The following is a 15,172-nucleotide window of genomic DNA, read 5'->3' as shown; positions in this document are numbered from 1 at the left end:
GTCGATGAGCGCCGCGTGGGCCGGATGTCACACGCCCGTAACACGACAGGCACTAGGTTGGACGGCATGAACCGCCAGCAGGAGTACGTTCTCAGGACCTTGGAAGAGCGCGACATCCGGTTCGTCCGGCTCTGGTTCACCGACGTCCTCGGGACATTGAAGTCGGTGGCCGTCGCCCCGGCAGAGCTCGAGGGTGCCTTCGGGGAGGGGATCGGCTTCGACGGTTCCGCCATCGAGGGGTTCTCGCGGGTCTCGGAGGCGGACACCGTTGCCAAACCCGACCCGTCGACCTTCCAGGTGCTGCCGTGGGCCCACGCGGACGGCGGCCAGCACTCGGCGCGCATCTTCTGCGACGTCTTCAACCCGGACGGCAGCCCGAGCTGGGCGGATCCGCGCCACGTGCTGCGCCGCCAGCTCAACAAGGCCGCGGACCTCGGGTTCTCCTGCTACGTGCACCCGGAGATCGAGTTCTTCCTGTTCAAGGACCTCGACACCGACGGGGCCGAGCCGGTCCCCACCGACAACGGCGGGTACTTCGACCAGGCCGTCCACGACTCCGCGCCGCACTTCCGGCGTCACGCGATCGAGGCGCTGGAGGCGATGGGCATCTCGGTGGAGTTCTCCCACCACGAGGGAGCGCCGGGGCAGCAGGAGATCGACCTGCGCTACGCCGACGCGTTGAGCATGGCGGACAACATCATGACGTTCCGCTACATCGTCAAGGAGGTGGCGATGAACAACGGGGTGTGGGCGTCGTTCATGCCCAAGCCCCTGCGGGACCACCCGGGTTCGGCCATGCACACGCACATGAGCCTGTTCGAGGGCGACTCCAACGCGTTCCACGACGCCGACGACGAGTACCAGATGTCGACCACGGCCAAGTCCTTCGTCGCGGGCATCCTGCGCCACGCCCCGGAGTTCTCGGCCGTCACCAACCAGTGGGTCAACTCCTACAAGCGGCTCATCGGCGGTGGCGAGGCGCCCACCGCCGCCACCTGGGGCCGGGCCAACCGCTCGGCGCTCGTGCGGGTCCCGATGTACACGCCCAACAAGGCCTCCTCGCGCCGCATCGAGGTCCGCAGCCCGGACTCGGCCTGCAATCCATACCTCGCGTACGCGGTGATGATCGCGGCCGGGATCAAGGGTGTCCAGGAGGGGTACGAGCTGCCGCCGGAGTCGGAGGACGACGTGTGGACCATGAGTCGGCGCGAGCGGCGGGCGATGGGGTACACCGATCTGCCGGGGAGCCTCGAGCAGGCTCTGGACGCGATGGAGGAATCGGAACTGGTCGCCGAGGCACTCGGTGAGCACGTGTTCGAGTTCTTCCTGCGCAACAAGCGGCGGGAGTGGCGGGAGTACCGCAACGAGGTGACCCCGTACGAGCTCCGCAACTACCTCGCCCTGTGACCGGACGGTCGTGGTGACCAGGGACTCGTCGAGGTCGAGGATGCCCAGCCCCGGCCGGCTCGGGCTGCTCGACGACCGCGCCGGGGAGTGGTTGGACTACCTGGGGTGGTCCGGCGAGGACGCGATCCCACTGCTGTGGGCGCTCTCCCGAGCGCCCGATCCGGACCTCGCCCTGGGAGCCCTGGTCCGGCTCCGGGAGGCGCTGACCGCCGAGTCGCACGGCACGGGCTCGACCGCCCGTGACGGCGCCGACCACGGTGTGGACGCGTTGGACACGGCGCTACGCTCGGACCTCCGGCTCCGGGGACGCCTCCTGGGACTGCTCGGTTCGTCCAGCGCGCTCGGCGACCATCTGGTGGCGAAGCCCTCCCGCTGGGCACTGCTCCGATCGCCCCTGCCGACCCGCGAGGACGTCCTGGCGGGCATGCTCGGCGCGGTCGAGGCGGTCCCCGAGGAACCCGTGGAGGGTGCCCCCGCCCCCTCGCAGACAGCGGACCTGCGCAGCCCGGGTACCTACCGGGCGGGCGTCACCGGAGGTGCCGCCGTCAACGTGTTGCGGTCCGCATACCGCGACCAGGTGGCGCTCCTGGCCGCGCACGACGTGGCGTCCACGGTCGAGGACGAGCCGGTGCTGCCGTTCGCCGAGGTGGGCCGGCGGCTGGCGGATCTGGCGGACGCGGCGCTGACCGCCGCGCTCGCGGTGGCCGTGGCCACGGTCCACCCGGACTCACCGATGCCCGCCCGGCTGGGCGTGGTGGCGATGGGTAAGGGCGGGGCCCGCGAGCTCAACTACATCTCCGACGTCGACGTCATCTTCGTCTCCGAACCCGCCGACGCCAAGACCGGTCGCGTGGCCGGGGAGATGATGCGCATCGGGTCGATGGCCTTCTTCGAGGTGGACGCCGCGCTGCGCCCCGAGGGCAAATCCGGCGAACTGGTGCGGACCCTGGAATCGCACGACGCCTACTACAGGCGGTGGGCGAAGACCTGGGAGTTCCAGGCCCAGCTCAAGGCCCGGCCGATGACCGGTGACCTGGCCCTGGCCACCGAGTACTACGACACCGTCCACCCGCTGGTGTGGACCGCCTCCGAGCGGGACGATTTCGTGCAGGACGTCCAGGCCATGCGTCGCAGGGTCGAGGAGAACGTGCCCGAACCCCTGCGCGAGCGCGAGCTCAAACTCGGCCGCGGAGGACTTCGCGACGTCGAGTTCGCCGTCCAGCTACTGCAGCTGGTGCACGGTCGCACCGACGACGAGCTGCGGGTCACCAGCACCGTGGACGCCCTCGGTGCGCTCCGCGCGGGTGGGTACATCGCGCGGGAGGACGGCGCCAACCTGGTGGCCGCCTACGAGTTCCTCCGGTTGCTCGAACACCGGCTCCAGCTCCAGCGCTACAAGCGCACCCACCTCCTCCCCGAGGACCACGACGAGGAGGCGTACCGCTGGCTCGCCCGCGCCGCCCACATCCGACCAGGCGGTCGGCACGACGCGGCGGAGGTCCTGCGCGAACAGCTCCGCCAGGTGCGTAGCCGGGTGCGCAGGCTCCACTCCAAGCTCTTCTACCGGCCACTGCTGGACTCGATCGCCGCGTACGACGCGGACGCCCTGTCCCTCAGTTCCGAGGCGATGGAACGGCAGCTCTCCGCGCTGGGCTTCGGTGCCCCGAGACACGCGCTCGGGCACCTGCGGGCGCTCGCGGGACAGAACCACCGTCGCGGCCGGATCCAGGCGCTGCTCCTGCCGGCGTTCATGGAGTGGCTGGCGGACACCCCGGATCCGGACGCCGGGTTGCTGGCCTACCGCAAGTTGTGCGAGGAGCACCAGGACGTCACGTGGTTCCTGCGCATCCTCCGGGATGACAGCATCGTCGCTCGCCGCCTGGTGACGATCCTGGGCACCTCCGCGTTCGTCTCCGACCTGTTGCTGCGCAACCCCGAGGTGATCCCGGACCTGACCGACGGTGCCGAGGGGCCGGTGCTGGTGGCCTCCCGCGTCTCCGACATCGCCACCGCCCTGTCCGCCTCCGTGACCCGCCACCGGACACCGGAGAAGGTGATCGCCGCGGCGCGGTCGCTGCGCCGGGCGGAACTCGCCAGGATCGGCGCGGCCGACGTGCTGCGGCTGGTCTCGGTACCCGAGGTGGGCAGGCGACTGTCGGCCGTGTGGCGGGCGGTACTCGAGGCGTCGCTGGCGGCGGTGGTCAGGGACATGGCCCCCGAGTGTGAACCGCCACCGGCGCGGCTCGCGTACATCGGGATGGGACGGCTCGGTGGGGACGAGCTGTCCTACGGGTCGGACGCGGACGTGATGATCGTGTGCGACCCCGTCGAGGGCGTCGCCGAGGACGCCGCCGTCCGGTGGGCGATCCAGGTCGCCGAACGCGTGGGCCGGCTGCTGTCCTCGCCGTCGTCGGATCCGCCCCTGGACCTCGACGCCGACCTGCGGCCCGAGGGCCGCAACGGTCCTCTCGTACGCACGCTCGCGTCCTACCGCGCCTACTACACCAAGTGGGCGGACACGTGGGAGTTGCAGGCGCTCCTGCGGGCGTCGTTCGCGGCCGGGGACCGCGAGGTGGGGTTGGACTTCCTGCACATGATCGACGAGTTCCGGTACCCGGCGGACGGGGTGCCGCCCAAGGTGGTGCAGGAGATCCGGCGGATGAAGGCGCGGATCGACACGGAGCGGCTGCCGCGCGGCGCGGACCCGGCCACGCACACCAAGCTCGGCCGCGGGGGCCTGGCGGACGTCGAGTGGTGCGCGCAGCTGCTCACCATGCAGCACGCGGCGCGCGTGCCGGGGCTCCACACCACCTCGACCCTGGAGGCGCTCGAGGCGGCGGCCGCGGCCGAGTTGCTCTCCGAGGGCGAGCGGGACGCCCTGGTGCAGTCGTGGCTCATGGCCGCCCGCGCCCGCAACGCGTTGGTGCTCGCGCGCGGTAAGGCGGTCGACCAGCTGCCCGGGCAGGGCAAGATCCTGGCCGCCGTGGCGGGCATCTGCACCGGGTCGTCGGACGGCGCGGAGTTCCTCAACCTGTACCTGCGCGTGACCCGCCACGGCCGCAAGGCCGTCGATCACGTGTTCTGGGGCGAGGACTGACGACAAGTCCGGGGTCGGACCGGGGTCTTCACCGATGCGCAGCGGGCCCGGACGCCGATACCCTGGGACCATGGCAGTGAAGATGAACCTCACCCTCACCCTCGATGGCGTCACCTACGGCGAGTTGTACGAGTTCGTCGACGCGGTCCGTGCCGCCGGCGTCCCCGCCGACGAGCCGGTGCGCTGTCTCGGCTCCGACGACAAGGGCGACCGCTTCGAGGTGGAGGTCGGACCCGAGCGTCGTCGCGCGGGCGCGGCTCGAGCAGCCACCGGCGCACTCGTGGGGGAGCCGGTCGCGCCCGCCACTGGCCCGGTGGTGTCGACCTCGCCGTCGATCGCCTCGGTCGCGGAGACGGTCCGGTCGATGGTCCGGAACGGTGACGACCTGGACCGGGTGATCGCCGCACTGGGGGATCTGCGCAAGTTCCTGCGGTGAGTCGCCGCCGCCCGGTGGCGCGGGCGTCGGCGATCCTGTCGGCCCTCGTGGCGTCGGCGGGTGTCGCCCTGCACCATTCGACCTCCGAGCTCCCCGCTGTCCTGGTGTTGGCGACCTTCGCGCTCTGGGCGTGGGCCTTCGCGTTCGTCGCCCTGCTCGCGGCGCTGCGCGCCCGCTCCGTCGTGCTGACCGTCATCGCCGTCGCGCTGGTCGGTGCGGGGATCGTCCAGTACGGTCCGCTGGTGGTGCCGGACAGGAGTGTCGACGACGACGAGGGCATCGCCGTCCGGGTACTCGCGCAGAACCTGGAGTTCGGACGCGCAGACCCGGTGGAGGTGGTCCGCGCCGTCCGGGAAGGCGGGGTCGACCTCCTACTGACGGTGGAGACCACCCCGGAGGCGGTGGACGGCCTCCGCGCGGCGGGGCTCGTCGAGGTGCTCCCGCATGAGGCATCGGACCCGGGACCGCAGGCGGCCGGCGTGGCGGTCTGGTCGCGGTACCCGCTCTCGGCGCCCGAGCGCGTCCCGGGTTTCAGCCTGGGGGTGCTGCGCACGACCATGGCCGGCCCGGCGGGACCGGTGACGGTGGTCGCCGCACATCCGGTCGCGCCGGTCTTCGACGCTTCCGCCGCCGTCGAGGAGGCCGACCGCCTGCGCTGGTATCTCGGCGGGCTGCCCGGGCCGGCCCCCGTCGTGGTGGGCGGGGACTTCAACGCCACCTGGGACCATGTCCGGTTCCGAGGTCTACGGGGGCTCGGGTACACCGATTCGGTCTCCGGTGGGGGCGACGGCTGGGTGCCCACCTGGCCGGTCGGGGGACGGATCCCGGCGGTCATCGGCATCGATCACGTGCTCGCCCGTGGCGCGGTGGCGGTGGGGGAGACCAGCACCGTCCGGGTGGGGGCGACGGACCATCGCGGTGTACTCGCGACGGTGCGTCTGCCCGCGGCGCGTGCCCCTTGACCTACGATGCGCACCATGAGTTCACGCATCCGGACGACCGCCCCCGGCCTCGCCGTCGCCGCGCTGGTCGCGGTGCTCGCGGGCTGTGGTGGCACGACCGTCGAGGGGGAGGCGCCGGAGGTGTCGGCGGAGTCCTCCACGGCGACTGCGTCCTCGACTACCCCGTTCGCCGAGGAGAGGCCGGAGAAGCCCTCCGGTCCCGTCACACCGCCTCCGCCGCCCGAGCCGCAGCCGGAGCCGATGCCCGGGGAGCCCGAGCCGGCCCCCCGGGCGGACCCGCCCCCCGCCGATGAGCCCGCGCCCGTCGCGCCCGGGGGAGGCGACTTCGGGGCACTGCTCGCCAGGCAGGACATCGTGCTCCCCGAGGGGGTGGACCCGGTCGCCACCGCGACGGAGGCGTGTGGCCGCTTCGATGGTGGGCAGCAGATGGACGAGGTGTCCGGCTGGCTCGGGGAGTACGGGCGGCTGGGGTCCGAGCAGCAGGGCTTCTTCCTGGGCGCGGCCGTGGCGACCTACTGCCCCGAGAACTTCCCCAAGCTCGGCTGACGCCCGGCGCGGCGGCCCGGCCGCTCGCCGGTGGTCGGGCGACGCCTCACATCCGGCCGTACTTCGACCGCGCCAGGGAGTAGACCCCGTACAGTGCGATGCCCACTCCGGTCGCGATGAGAAGTACCTGCCCGAACGGTTGCTGACCGACCGTCCGCAGGGCGGCGTCCAGACCGCCCGCCTTCTCGGGATCGGCGGTCACGACCGCGGCTATGACGAGGCCACCGAGGATGAGCAGCGCGATGCCCTTGGCGATGTACCCGAGTTGGCCGGAGACGATGACGGCCCGGCCGACGTCGCCGCCTCCGGTGCGCTTGAGGTCCTCGACGAACCTCTTGGTGACGCCCGTGTAGACGTGGTACCCGCCCACGCCGATGATCACCACACCGGCCACGACGAGTGCGACCTTGCCCAGGCCGGAGCCCAGCAGCCCGGCGGTGGCGCCGGAGGCCGTCTGGGAGTCCGAGTTGGACCCTCCGGACGCGAACCGCGCCGTGGCGACCCCGAGCGCGATGTACACGGCGGCCTTCGCCGCCGCCTTGAGCCGGTCGGACGCCTTGTCGGATCCCAGGATCGCCTCGACGATCTGCCAGAGGCTCAGTGCGAAGAAGCCCACCGCGCCCGCCCAGAGCACCACCTGTCCGCCCGGAGCCGACGCGATCTGCGCGAGGGCGCCGGAGCTGGAGGCCTCACCTCCACCGGAGCCGGTCGCGATCCGGATCGCGATCCATCCGATGAGCAGGTGGAGGACACCGTTCATGATGTAGCCCGCGCGGGCCAGCCATTCGAGGGCCGGGTGGTCGGCGGCCGAACGGGCGGCACCCTCGACGGAGTGCGGGCGGTGGGGTGTGTTCATCACAGAACCCTCCCACGGGCGCGGTCGTTCACCACTCGATCTCGCCGAGGACGTCATTGCGTCGGCGGAGCTCGGCCACACGCTGCTCGGCCGCACGGTGCTCCTCCGAGCGCCGCCGGGCCTGTTCCGCGAGTGCATCCGCCTCGACCTCGGCGAGGAGCAACTGGAGACGGTCCCTCTGTTCGCGGAGCGTCTCCACCGAAGTGTCCATGGCGATGAGCTTGCGGGAGCCCGCGGTGGCGTGGAGGAAGGGGTTGCGCTCCAGGATCAACCGCGCCTCCTCCGGGTCGAGCACCCGGGACAGCTTGAGCAGGACGGGGTATCCCTCGCCCTCCCGGCTGACCCCGGGCTCGTGATCCGGGTCCAGTGCGGCGGCGACCACCTTGAGCGGACGGGCCCTCGGGGAGGCGCTCCGGAAGTCGACTTCTTCTGCGTCCATCCGCTGCCGATCCCTCCCGCTCTCCCGCCCGGTGGCGTGTCCCGGTGTCGACCCAACCGTAAACGCCCCGGCCACAGGGGCCGGGGCGTTTGAACGATTATGCGGCTGCGGTCTCAGCAGTCGTAGTACAGGTCGAACTCGTGCGGGTGCGGGCGCAGGTTGACCGGGGCGATCTCCTTCTCCCGCTTGTACTCGATCCAGTTCTCGATCAGGTCCTCGGTGAACACGCCGCCCGCGGTGAGGTACTCGTGATCGGCCTCGAGGCGGTCGAGCACCGCGTTGAGGGAGGTGGGCGCCTGCGGGATGTCCGCGGCCTCCTCCGGCGGGAGCTCGTAGAGGTCCTTGTCCACCGGGGCGTGCGGCTCGATCTTGTTCTTCACGCCGTCCAGGCCGGCCATCATCATCGCGGCGAACGCGAAGTAGGGGTTGCCGGAGGAGTCGGGGCAGCGGAACTCGATGCGCTTGGCCTTGGGGTTGTTGCCCGTGATCGGGATACGGACACAGGCGGAGCGGTTGCGCTGCGAGTACACCAGGTTGATCGGCGCCTCGTAGCCCGGGACGAGCCGGTGGTACGAGTTGATCGTGGGGTTGGTGAACGCCAGCAGGCTGGGCGCGTGGTGCAGGATGCCGCCGATGTAGTACCGGGCGACGTCCGACAGCCCGGCGTACCCGGCCTCGTCGTGGAACAGCGGCTTGCCGTCCTTCCACAGCGACTGGTGGGCGTGCATGCCCGAGCCGTTGTCACCGAAGAGGGGCTTGGGCATGAAGGTGGCGGACTTGCCGTTCTTCCACGCGGTGTTCTTGACGATGTACTTGAACAGCTGGATGTCGTCCGCGGCGTGGAGGAGGGTGTTGAACTTGTAGTTGATCTCCTGCTGGCCGCCGGAGCCCACCTCGTGGTGGAAACGCTCGAGCTCGAAGCCGGCGTTGGAGAGGTTGGTCGACATCTCGTCGCGCAGGTCCACGAAGTGGTCGTACGGCGCGACGGGGAAGTAGCCGCCCTTCGGGCGCACCTTGTAGCCGAGGTTGGGCGAACCGTCGGCCTCGGACTCGGCGCCCGTGTTCCAGTTGCCGGCGATCGAGTCGACCTCGTAGAAGCCGTGGTTGGTGCCGGACCCGTAACGGACGGAGTCGAAGACGAAGAACTCGGCCTCGGCGCCAAAGAAGCAGGTGTCGGCGATGCCGGTGGAGATCAAGTACTCCTCGGCCTTGCGCGCGACGTTGCGGGGGTCGCGACTGTAGGCCTCACGGGTGAAGGGGTCATGAACGAAGCAGCTGATGTTGAGCGTCTTGGCCTTGCGGAACTGGTCGAGGCGCGCGGTGGACACATCCGGCAGCAGCATCATGTCGGACTCGTGGATCGACTGGAACCCCCGGATGGACGAGCCGTCGAAGGCCAGGCCGTCCTCGAGCATGTCCTCGTCAAAGGCGGCAGCAGCGATCGTGAAGTGCTGCTCGGCACCGGGCAGGTCGGTGAACCTGATGTCGACGTACTCGACGCCCTCGTCCTTGATGAACTTGATGACCTCGTCCGGAGTGGAGAATGCCACGATGTCGCTCCTCGTCTCTCTGTGCGACGGGCGACCGGTGTCGCCCGTCGTGCGGTGACCTCACGATATGGGCGAGGTGTTGCCCGGCCGTCAACCGAATGTTTCGGCAGTGTTACGGCGATGGTCCGGGTGACGTCCCTCCCAGTGGGGTCAGCTTAGTCAACCAGGGTGGGGGTCCGCTGACTCGGGGAACGGCTCGTCCCCGGCTACCCTGGGATCATGCGTGAACTAGCAGGGTCGTGGCTGTCCGGGCCGACGTCGTCGGGCAGTGGGTCGGAGCAGACCTTCAAGGGGGAGCGGCTCGGACTGCCCGAGCACGGCGAGGGGTCCCTGGCCCCGCTGGGTGTCCGCTGCGGTGCGCTCGTCGTCGACTGGTTGCTGGCGTACGGGTTCGTCGGTCTGCTGGTCTCGTTCTGGGGCCCCGGCCTGCTCGGCGGGGATTCGTTGGCCGCGGTCTCCAGCTGGGCGGTGCCGCTGGTCTGGGGCGTGATCGGGATCGTGTGCGTCTGGTTGTTCGCGCAGACCCCGGGTCAGGCACTCTTCGGGATCGGGACCGCCCGGACCGACGCCGACGACCGGGTGGGCGTGCTGCGGGCCCTCGTACGGGTCGTCTTCATCTTCTTCCTGCTGCCGCCACTGATCCAGGACGAGGACGGCCGCGGCATGCACGACCGCGCTACGGGAACGGCGTTGATCCGCACGCGGTGAGTAGCCCGTGACCGGTGACGGTCAGCCGCGGCGGCGTGCGCTCCGTTGCATGTTGCGGACCTTCGCGCCCTGGGGGAGCGGGCCCTTGGGCATCTGGTTCTGGATGCCGGTCTTGGTGCCCAGTGCGCGCAGTCGCGTGTCGAGCGCGTCGACCTTCGCTTTGTTGATGTTCATCGGGTACCGCGTCAGCCGACGGTTGAGCTTGCGCAGCGGCACCTGCTCGGGCGTGGTGCCCTCCTCGTCGCCGACGATCAGCTCGTAGATCGGCGTGTCGCCGACGACCCGGGCGACCTTCTTCTTCTCCTGCAGCATGAGCGGCTTGAGCCGGTGGGGCTGCCCCTCGCCCACGAGGACGATCCCGCAGCGCCCGACGACGCGGTGTACGGCGTCGAAGCTCGTGGTGGCGGCCACCGCCTGGTTGACCCGCCACCCCGATCGGAGCTGATCCAATGCCCATGCGGCCGCGCCGGGCTGGCCCTCCGCCTTGCCGAACACGGTGTTCTGGACCCGTCGGGAGAAGATCACCATGGCCGCCATCAGGCCGGTGAGCACACCGAGCGGGAGCATCCACCACTCGCCGCCCCACAGGGATCCGAGGAGGAAGAACACGACGGCGGAGAGGATCACGGCGCCGATCATCAGCGGCCACAGGAGTTTGTCCTGCTTCGACTGGATCTTCAGCGCCTCCCACATCTGGCCGCGCTGGGCCTTGCTCGCCTGCCGCCGGGCAGCCCTAGCCGCCTTCTTGTCCGCCTTGCTGACCTCGCTCTTCGCCATACCGTTCAGGATACGTGGCGGGCGCCACGAGTCGGGAACCGCGGTTCGTCGCAGGGGTGGGCCGGGCGAACGCCCGGGGATCGGAACCGGGTGTGCGGCCGCTCAGGCGCGGGCGCGGGCCAGCACGCTGGAGGCCTCCTGGGAGGCCGACCCCCCGGAGGTCAGCTGACCGAGGTGCTCCGGCACGTCCTGTCCGCGGTGCTCGAGGGCCTGGACGTACAGACGGCCGGCCCGGTAGGAGGACCGCACCAGCGGACCGGCCAAGACCCCGGCGAACCCCATCTCGCGCGCCCGGTCGGACAGCTCCACGAACTCCTCCGGCTTGACCCAGCGGTCGATGGGATGGTGCAGCGGGCTGGGCCGGAGGTACTGCGTGATGGTGAGGATGTCGCAGCCCGCGGAGTGCAGGTCACCCATCGCCTCGACGATCTCCTCGGTGGTCTCACCCATCCCCAGGATGAGGTTGGACTTGGTGACCAGACCGAAGTCCCTGGCCGAGCGGATCACGTCGAGTGAACGATCGAAGCGGAAGGCCGGGCGGATGCGCTTGAAGATCCGGGGCACCGTCTCGACGTTGTGCGCCAGCACCTCGGGGCGCGACTCGAAGACCTCCGCGAGCTGGTCCGGCTCCCCGTTGAAGTCGGGGATCAGGTTCTCCACCCCGGTGTTGGGGTTGAGTTCGTGGATCTTGCGGACCGTCTCCGCGTACAGCCACGCCCCACCGTCGTCGAGGTCGTCCCGGGCGACGCCGGTGATGGTCGAGTACCGCAGACCCATCTCGCGAACGGACTCCGCCACGCGCCGCGGCTCGTCGCGGTCGAGGGCGCTGGGCTTACCGGTGGCGATCTGACAGAAGTCGCAACGACGGGTGCACTGTTCGCCGCCGATGAGGAAGGTGGCCTCGCGGTCCTCCCAACACTCGTAGATGTTGGGACAGCCGGCCTCCTCGCACACCGTGTGCAGGCCACCGCTCTTGACGAGGCTCTTGAGTTCCTTGTACTCGGGTCCCATGGTGGCCCGGGTCCGGATCCACGACGGCTTCCGCTCGATCGGCGTCTCGGCGTTGCGGGCCTCGATACGGAGCAGCTTTCGGCCTTCAGGAGTCACAGTCACGGCCGCCAGCCTACGCCCGAATCACCCCACGGGTAGGCGGCCGTCGAGCGCCTCCACCAAGTCGGAGGTGACCTGGTCCAGCACCTCCGACACCGGCACCTCCCGGCCGAGTTCGGCCGAGAGGGAGGTGACCCCGGCGTCGACGATCCCGCAGGGGACGATCCGCGAGTACGCGTCGAGATCGCAGTCGCAGTTGAGGGCGAAACCGTGCATCGTCACGCCGCGCTGGACGCGGATCCCGATAGCCGCGATCTTGCGCTCCGGCTTACCGTCACCGGCTGGGCACCACACGCCGGACCGGCCCTCCACGCGGTCGACGTCCACCCCCAGTCGGGCGCAGGTGGCGATAAGGGCCTGCTCCACGCGGCGGACGTACTCCACCACGTCGATGGGATCCGAGAGCGCGACGATCGGGTAGCCGACCAGCTGGCCGGGCCCGTGCCAGGTGATCCGACCACCCCGGTCCACGTCGACGACGGGGGTGCCGTCGACGGGCAGGTCCGACGGCTCCGTGCGCTTGCCCGCCGTGTAGGTGGCCGGGTGTTCGAGGAGCAGGATCGTGTCCTCACGGACCCCGTCGGCCCGCTCCTGCGCGAGCGTGCGCTGCAGCTCCCAGGTGGGGGTGTACTCGACGGTGCCGAGCCGGCGGATCTCCGGCTCGGCCGGGTCGCGGCGCAGGGACTGACCGGTGTGGGACATGGCGTCCACACTATGCGGAAGGGGGCGATATGACGACGACGGGCGCCCTCCCGGGGGAGGGCGCCCGTCTCGAGTGGTCCGCCGAACCTACAGTCCGAGGTCGCCTTCGAACTCGGCCTTCTCCAGTCGGTCCTTGACGGTGGTGAGGAAGCGGCCCGCGTCCGCACCGTCGATGAGGCGGTGATCGTAGGTCAGTGGCATGAAGCCCATCGACCGGATGGCGATCGACTCGCCGTCCGCGTCGGCGTCCACCACCGGACGACGCACGATCGCACCGGTGCCCAGCATCGCCGCCTGCGGCGGGACGAGGATCGGGGTGTCGAACAGGGCCCCTTCGCTGCCGATATTGGTGATGGTGAACGTCCCGCCCTGGAGATCGTCCGGGGTGAGCTTGGACGCGCGCGCCCGCTCAGCCAGGTCGAGGATCGCCTTGGACAATCCCGGGATGTCCAGGTCCTGGGCGTTCTGGATCACCGGGGAGAGCAGACCCGCCTCGGTATCCACGGCGATGCCGAGGTTCACCGAGCCGTGGTAGGTGATCTCGTTGGTGTCCTCGTCGTAGGACGCGTTGACGTTCGGGTGCGAGACCAGGGCCTCGACCACGGCCTTGGCGTAGAACGGCAGGTAGGTGAGTTTGACGCCGTGCTTGTCGACGAACTGGTCCTTGACCCGGCCGCGCAGCTGCGCGACGCGGGTCATGTCGACCTCGAAGACCTGGGTGAGCTGAGCGCTCGTCTGCAGCGACTCGCGGGTCTTCTTGGCTGTGATCTTGCGGATCCGGTTGGCCTTCTTGGTGGTGCCGCGCAGCTCCGCGAGTTCGGGCCGGACACCGGCGCTGGACGGCCCACCGGTGGGCGCCTTCTCCTCGGTGGGAGCGTCCGCGTCGCCGGCGGAGTCACCGCCGGAGCCACTGCCCTCGGCCGCTGCGAGGACGTCCTGCTTGCGGATGCGGCCGCCGATCCCGGTGCCCTTGACGGCGTCGAGGTCCACCCCGTTCTCCTGCGCGAGTTTGCGCACCAGCGGTGTGACGTACGGCGAGGTGCCGGACTTGGCGGCGGCAGCGGGCTCGGCCCGCTTCTGGACCCCGTCCGAGTCGTCCCGGTCGTCAGAGGTCGACTCCTCGGAGGTCTCGGCCTTCGAGGCCGCCTTCTCCGCGGCCTTCTTCTCCTGCTTCGGGGTGTCCCCGGCCTTGTCGCCCTGCTTCTTCGCGCCGGAGGTGTCCGTGGCGTCGCCCTCGGCCTGCTTCGGCGCGTCCTCGGGGCGCGCGGACTCGGCGGACTCGGGAGTCCCCTCGTCCTCCGGCTCGTCCGACTCATCCGAGTCATCCGAACCGTCGCCGATGACCGCGAGGACGGCTCCGACCTCGACGGTCTCGTCCTCGTCGGCGACGATCTTCTGCAGGGTGCCGGCGACAGGGGAGGGGATCTCGGTGTCGACCTTGTCGGTGGAGACCTCGAGCAATGGCTCGTCCATCTCGACGGCGTCGCCGACGGCCTTGAGCCAGTTGGTGATGGTGCCCTCGGTGACGGATTCGCCGAGCTCGGGCATGGTGACCTCGGTGCCCTTGCCGCCCGAGCCGCCGGAGGACTTCTTGGGCGCCGGCTTCTCGGCGGGCGCCTCGTCGGCCTCGTCGGCCTCGTCGGCTGAGTCGTCCGCACCCGAGTCGTCCGCGCCCTCGTCGTCCTGGCCGGAGTCGTCCTGCTCGGAGTCGTCCTGCGCGGAATCGTCCTGCTCAGGGGCGTCGTCGTCGGAACCCTCGCCGTCGCCGATGACTGCGAGGACGGCTCCGACCTCGACGGTCTCGTCCTCGTCGGCGACGATCTTCTGCAGGGTGCCGGCGACAGGGGAGGGGATCTCGGTGTCGACCTTGTCGGTGGAGACCTCGAGCAGCGGTTCGTCCATCTCGACGGTGTCGCCGACGGCCTTGAGCCAGTTGGTGATGGTGCCCTCGGTGACGGATTCGCCGAGCTCGGGCATGGTGATCTCGGTGCCCTTGCCGCCCGAGCCGCCGGAGGACTTCTTGGGTGCCGGCTTCTCGGCGGGCGCCTCGTCGGCCTCGTCGGCTGAGTCGTCCGCACCCGAGTCGTCCGCGCCCTCGTCGTCCTGGCCGGAGTCGTCCTGCTCGGAGTCGTCCTGCTCGGAGTCTCCGGATCCACCGGACCCGTCGTCGATGATCGCGAGTTCGCCACCGATCTCGACCGTCTCGTCCTCGTCGGCGACGATCTTGGACAGCGTGCCCGCGGCGGGGGACGGGATCTCGGTGTCGACCTTGTCGGTGGAGACCTCGAGCAACGGTTCGTCGACCTCTACCGTGTCCCCCTCCTTCTTGAGCCAGCGGGTGACGGTGCCCTCGCTGACGGATTCACCGAGAGCCGGCATCTGTACGGAGAAGGCCATGGTGTCGTGACTCCTCAAGAGTTCGGGGCGCTGCCCGCCGGCGCGATCTGCGCCCGCGTGAGCGGCGTCGTGGTTGTGGGCTATCTGATCTTCGTGGCGATCTGGGAGCGGGTCCGCGGTGGCGACCCGCCCGGACGATCGCTCACCATTGTGCCCTCTGCCACCTGCCGGTGTCGGCTGACGCA

At 70.2% G+C, this 15,172-nt stretch carries 13 protein-coding genes; 6 read left to right on the top strand and 7 right to left on the bottom strand.

What is annotated here, in order from left to right; genetic code table 11:
- Window positions 1-66 precede the first annotated feature (66 nt).
- The 5 genes from glnA (NJE57_RS11135) to NJE57_RS11115 all read left to right on the top strand — a co-directional run bounded on the left by glnA (NJE57_RS11135) (window position 67) and on the right by NJE57_RS11115 (window position 6,448).
- Window positions 67-1,407 carry a type I glutamate--ammonia ligase gene (glnA, locus tag NJE57_RS11135; RefSeq protein WP_319028479.1) on the top strand — a complete coding sequence of 447 codons (1,341 nt, stop codon included), beginning with the start codon at window positions 67-69 and terminating at the stop codon, window positions 1,405-1,407.
- 10 nt (window positions 1,408-1,417) lie between these two features.
- Window positions 1,418-4,504, top strand: coding sequence for a bifunctional [glutamine synthetase] adenylyltransferase/[glutamine synthetase]-adenylyl-L-tyrosine phosphorylase (locus NJE57_RS11130; protein WP_319028478.1), 3,087 nt, complete (start codon window positions 1,418-1,420; stop codon window positions 4,502-4,504).
- Window positions 4,505-4,574: 70 nt separating this feature from the next.
- Entirely contained in the window at window positions 4,575-4,940 is a 366-nt protein-coding gene (locus NJE57_RS11125; RefSeq protein WP_319028477.1) for a hypothetical protein, read from the top strand.
- Entirely contained in the window at window positions 4,937-5,902 is a 966-nt protein-coding gene (locus NJE57_RS11120; RefSeq protein WP_319028476.1) for an endonuclease/exonuclease/phosphatase family protein, read from the top strand. The genes NJE57_RS11125 and NJE57_RS11120 overlap by 4 nt, the downstream gene beginning before the upstream one ends.
- Before the next feature lie 15 nt (window positions 5,903-5,917).
- Window positions 5,918-6,448 (top strand): DUF732 domain-containing protein, encoded by a 531-nt coding sequence (locus NJE57_RS11115; protein WP_319028475.1) that lies wholly within the window; start codon window positions 5,918-5,920, stop codon window positions 6,446-6,448.
- Between the two features lie 46 nt (window positions 6,449-6,494).
- Here the strand turns inward: NJE57_RS11115 and NJE57_RS11110 are convergent, their stop codons facing one another.
- The 3 genes from NJE57_RS11110 to glnA (NJE57_RS11100) all read right to left on the bottom strand — a co-directional run bounded on the left by NJE57_RS11110 (window position 6,495) and on the right by glnA (NJE57_RS11100) (window position 9,293).
- Window positions 6,495-7,304, bottom strand: a complete 810-nt coding sequence (locus tag NJE57_RS11110; RefSeq protein WP_319028474.1) for a DUF1206 domain-containing protein — start codon at window positions 7,302-7,304, stop codon at window positions 6,495-6,497.
- A 28-nt stretch (window positions 7,305-7,332) separates the two neighbouring features.
- The gene (locus NJE57_RS11105; RefSeq protein ID WP_319028473.1) at window positions 7,333-7,743 is read right to left on the bottom strand and encodes a hypothetical protein; all 411 of its coding nucleotides are present in this window, start codon (window positions 7,741-7,743) and stop codon (window positions 7,333-7,335) included.
- A 113-nt stretch (window positions 7,744-7,856) separates the two neighbouring features.
- Window positions 7,857-9,293, bottom strand: a complete 1,437-nt coding sequence (gene glnA / locus NJE57_RS11100; RefSeq protein WP_319028472.1) for a type I glutamate--ammonia ligase — start codon at window positions 9,291-9,293, stop codon at window positions 7,857-7,859.
- Between the two features lie 219 nt (window positions 9,294-9,512).
- Between glnA (NJE57_RS11100) and NJE57_RS11095 the strand changes: the two genes are divergently transcribed.
- The gene (locus tag NJE57_RS11095; RefSeq protein WP_319028471.1) at window positions 9,513-10,001 is read left to right on the top strand and encodes an RDD family protein; all 489 of its coding nucleotides are present in this window, start codon (window positions 9,513-9,515) and stop codon (window positions 9,999-10,001) included.
- Between the two features lie 21 nt (window positions 10,002-10,022).
- Here NJE57_RS11095 and NJE57_RS11090 read toward each other — a convergent pair whose 3' ends face one another.
- The 4 genes from NJE57_RS11090 to sucB all read right to left on the bottom strand — a co-directional run bounded on the left by NJE57_RS11090 (window position 10,023) and on the right by sucB (window position 14,987).
- Window positions 10,023-10,778 (bottom strand): DUF4191 domain-containing protein, encoded by a 756-nt coding sequence (locus NJE57_RS11090; RefSeq protein ID WP_319028470.1) that lies wholly within the window; start codon window positions 10,776-10,778, stop codon window positions 10,023-10,025.
- Between the two features lie 102 nt (window positions 10,779-10,880).
- Window positions 10,881-11,891: a lipoyl synthase gene (gene lipA / locus NJE57_RS11085; RefSeq protein WP_319028469.1), complete on the bottom strand. Its 1,011-nt coding sequence runs from the start codon at window positions 11,889-11,891 to the stop codon at window positions 10,881-10,883.
- Between the two features lie 21 nt (window positions 11,892-11,912).
- Window positions 11,913-12,590: a lipoyl(octanoyl) transferase LipB gene (lipB, locus tag NJE57_RS11080; RefSeq protein WP_319028468.1), complete on the bottom strand. Its 678-nt coding sequence runs from the start codon at window positions 12,588-12,590 to the stop codon at window positions 11,913-11,915.
- An 87-nt stretch (window positions 12,591-12,677) separates the two neighbouring features.
- Window positions 12,678-14,987 (bottom strand): 2-oxoglutarate dehydrogenase, E2 component, dihydrolipoamide succinyltransferase, encoded by a 2,310-nt coding sequence (gene sucB, locus NJE57_RS11075; protein ID WP_319028467.1) that lies wholly within the window; start codon window positions 14,985-14,987, stop codon window positions 12,678-12,680.
- Window positions 14,988-15,172: the final 185 nt, after the last annotated feature.

This window comes from Dietzia sp. PP-33, from assembly GCF_033790845.1.
Taxonomy (GTDB): Bacteria; Actinomycetota; Actinomycetes; order Mycobacteriales; family Mycobacteriaceae; genus Dietzia.
Note: the sequence above shows the minus strand (reverse complement) of the source record. Positions and strands in the feature narration are given on the sequence as shown.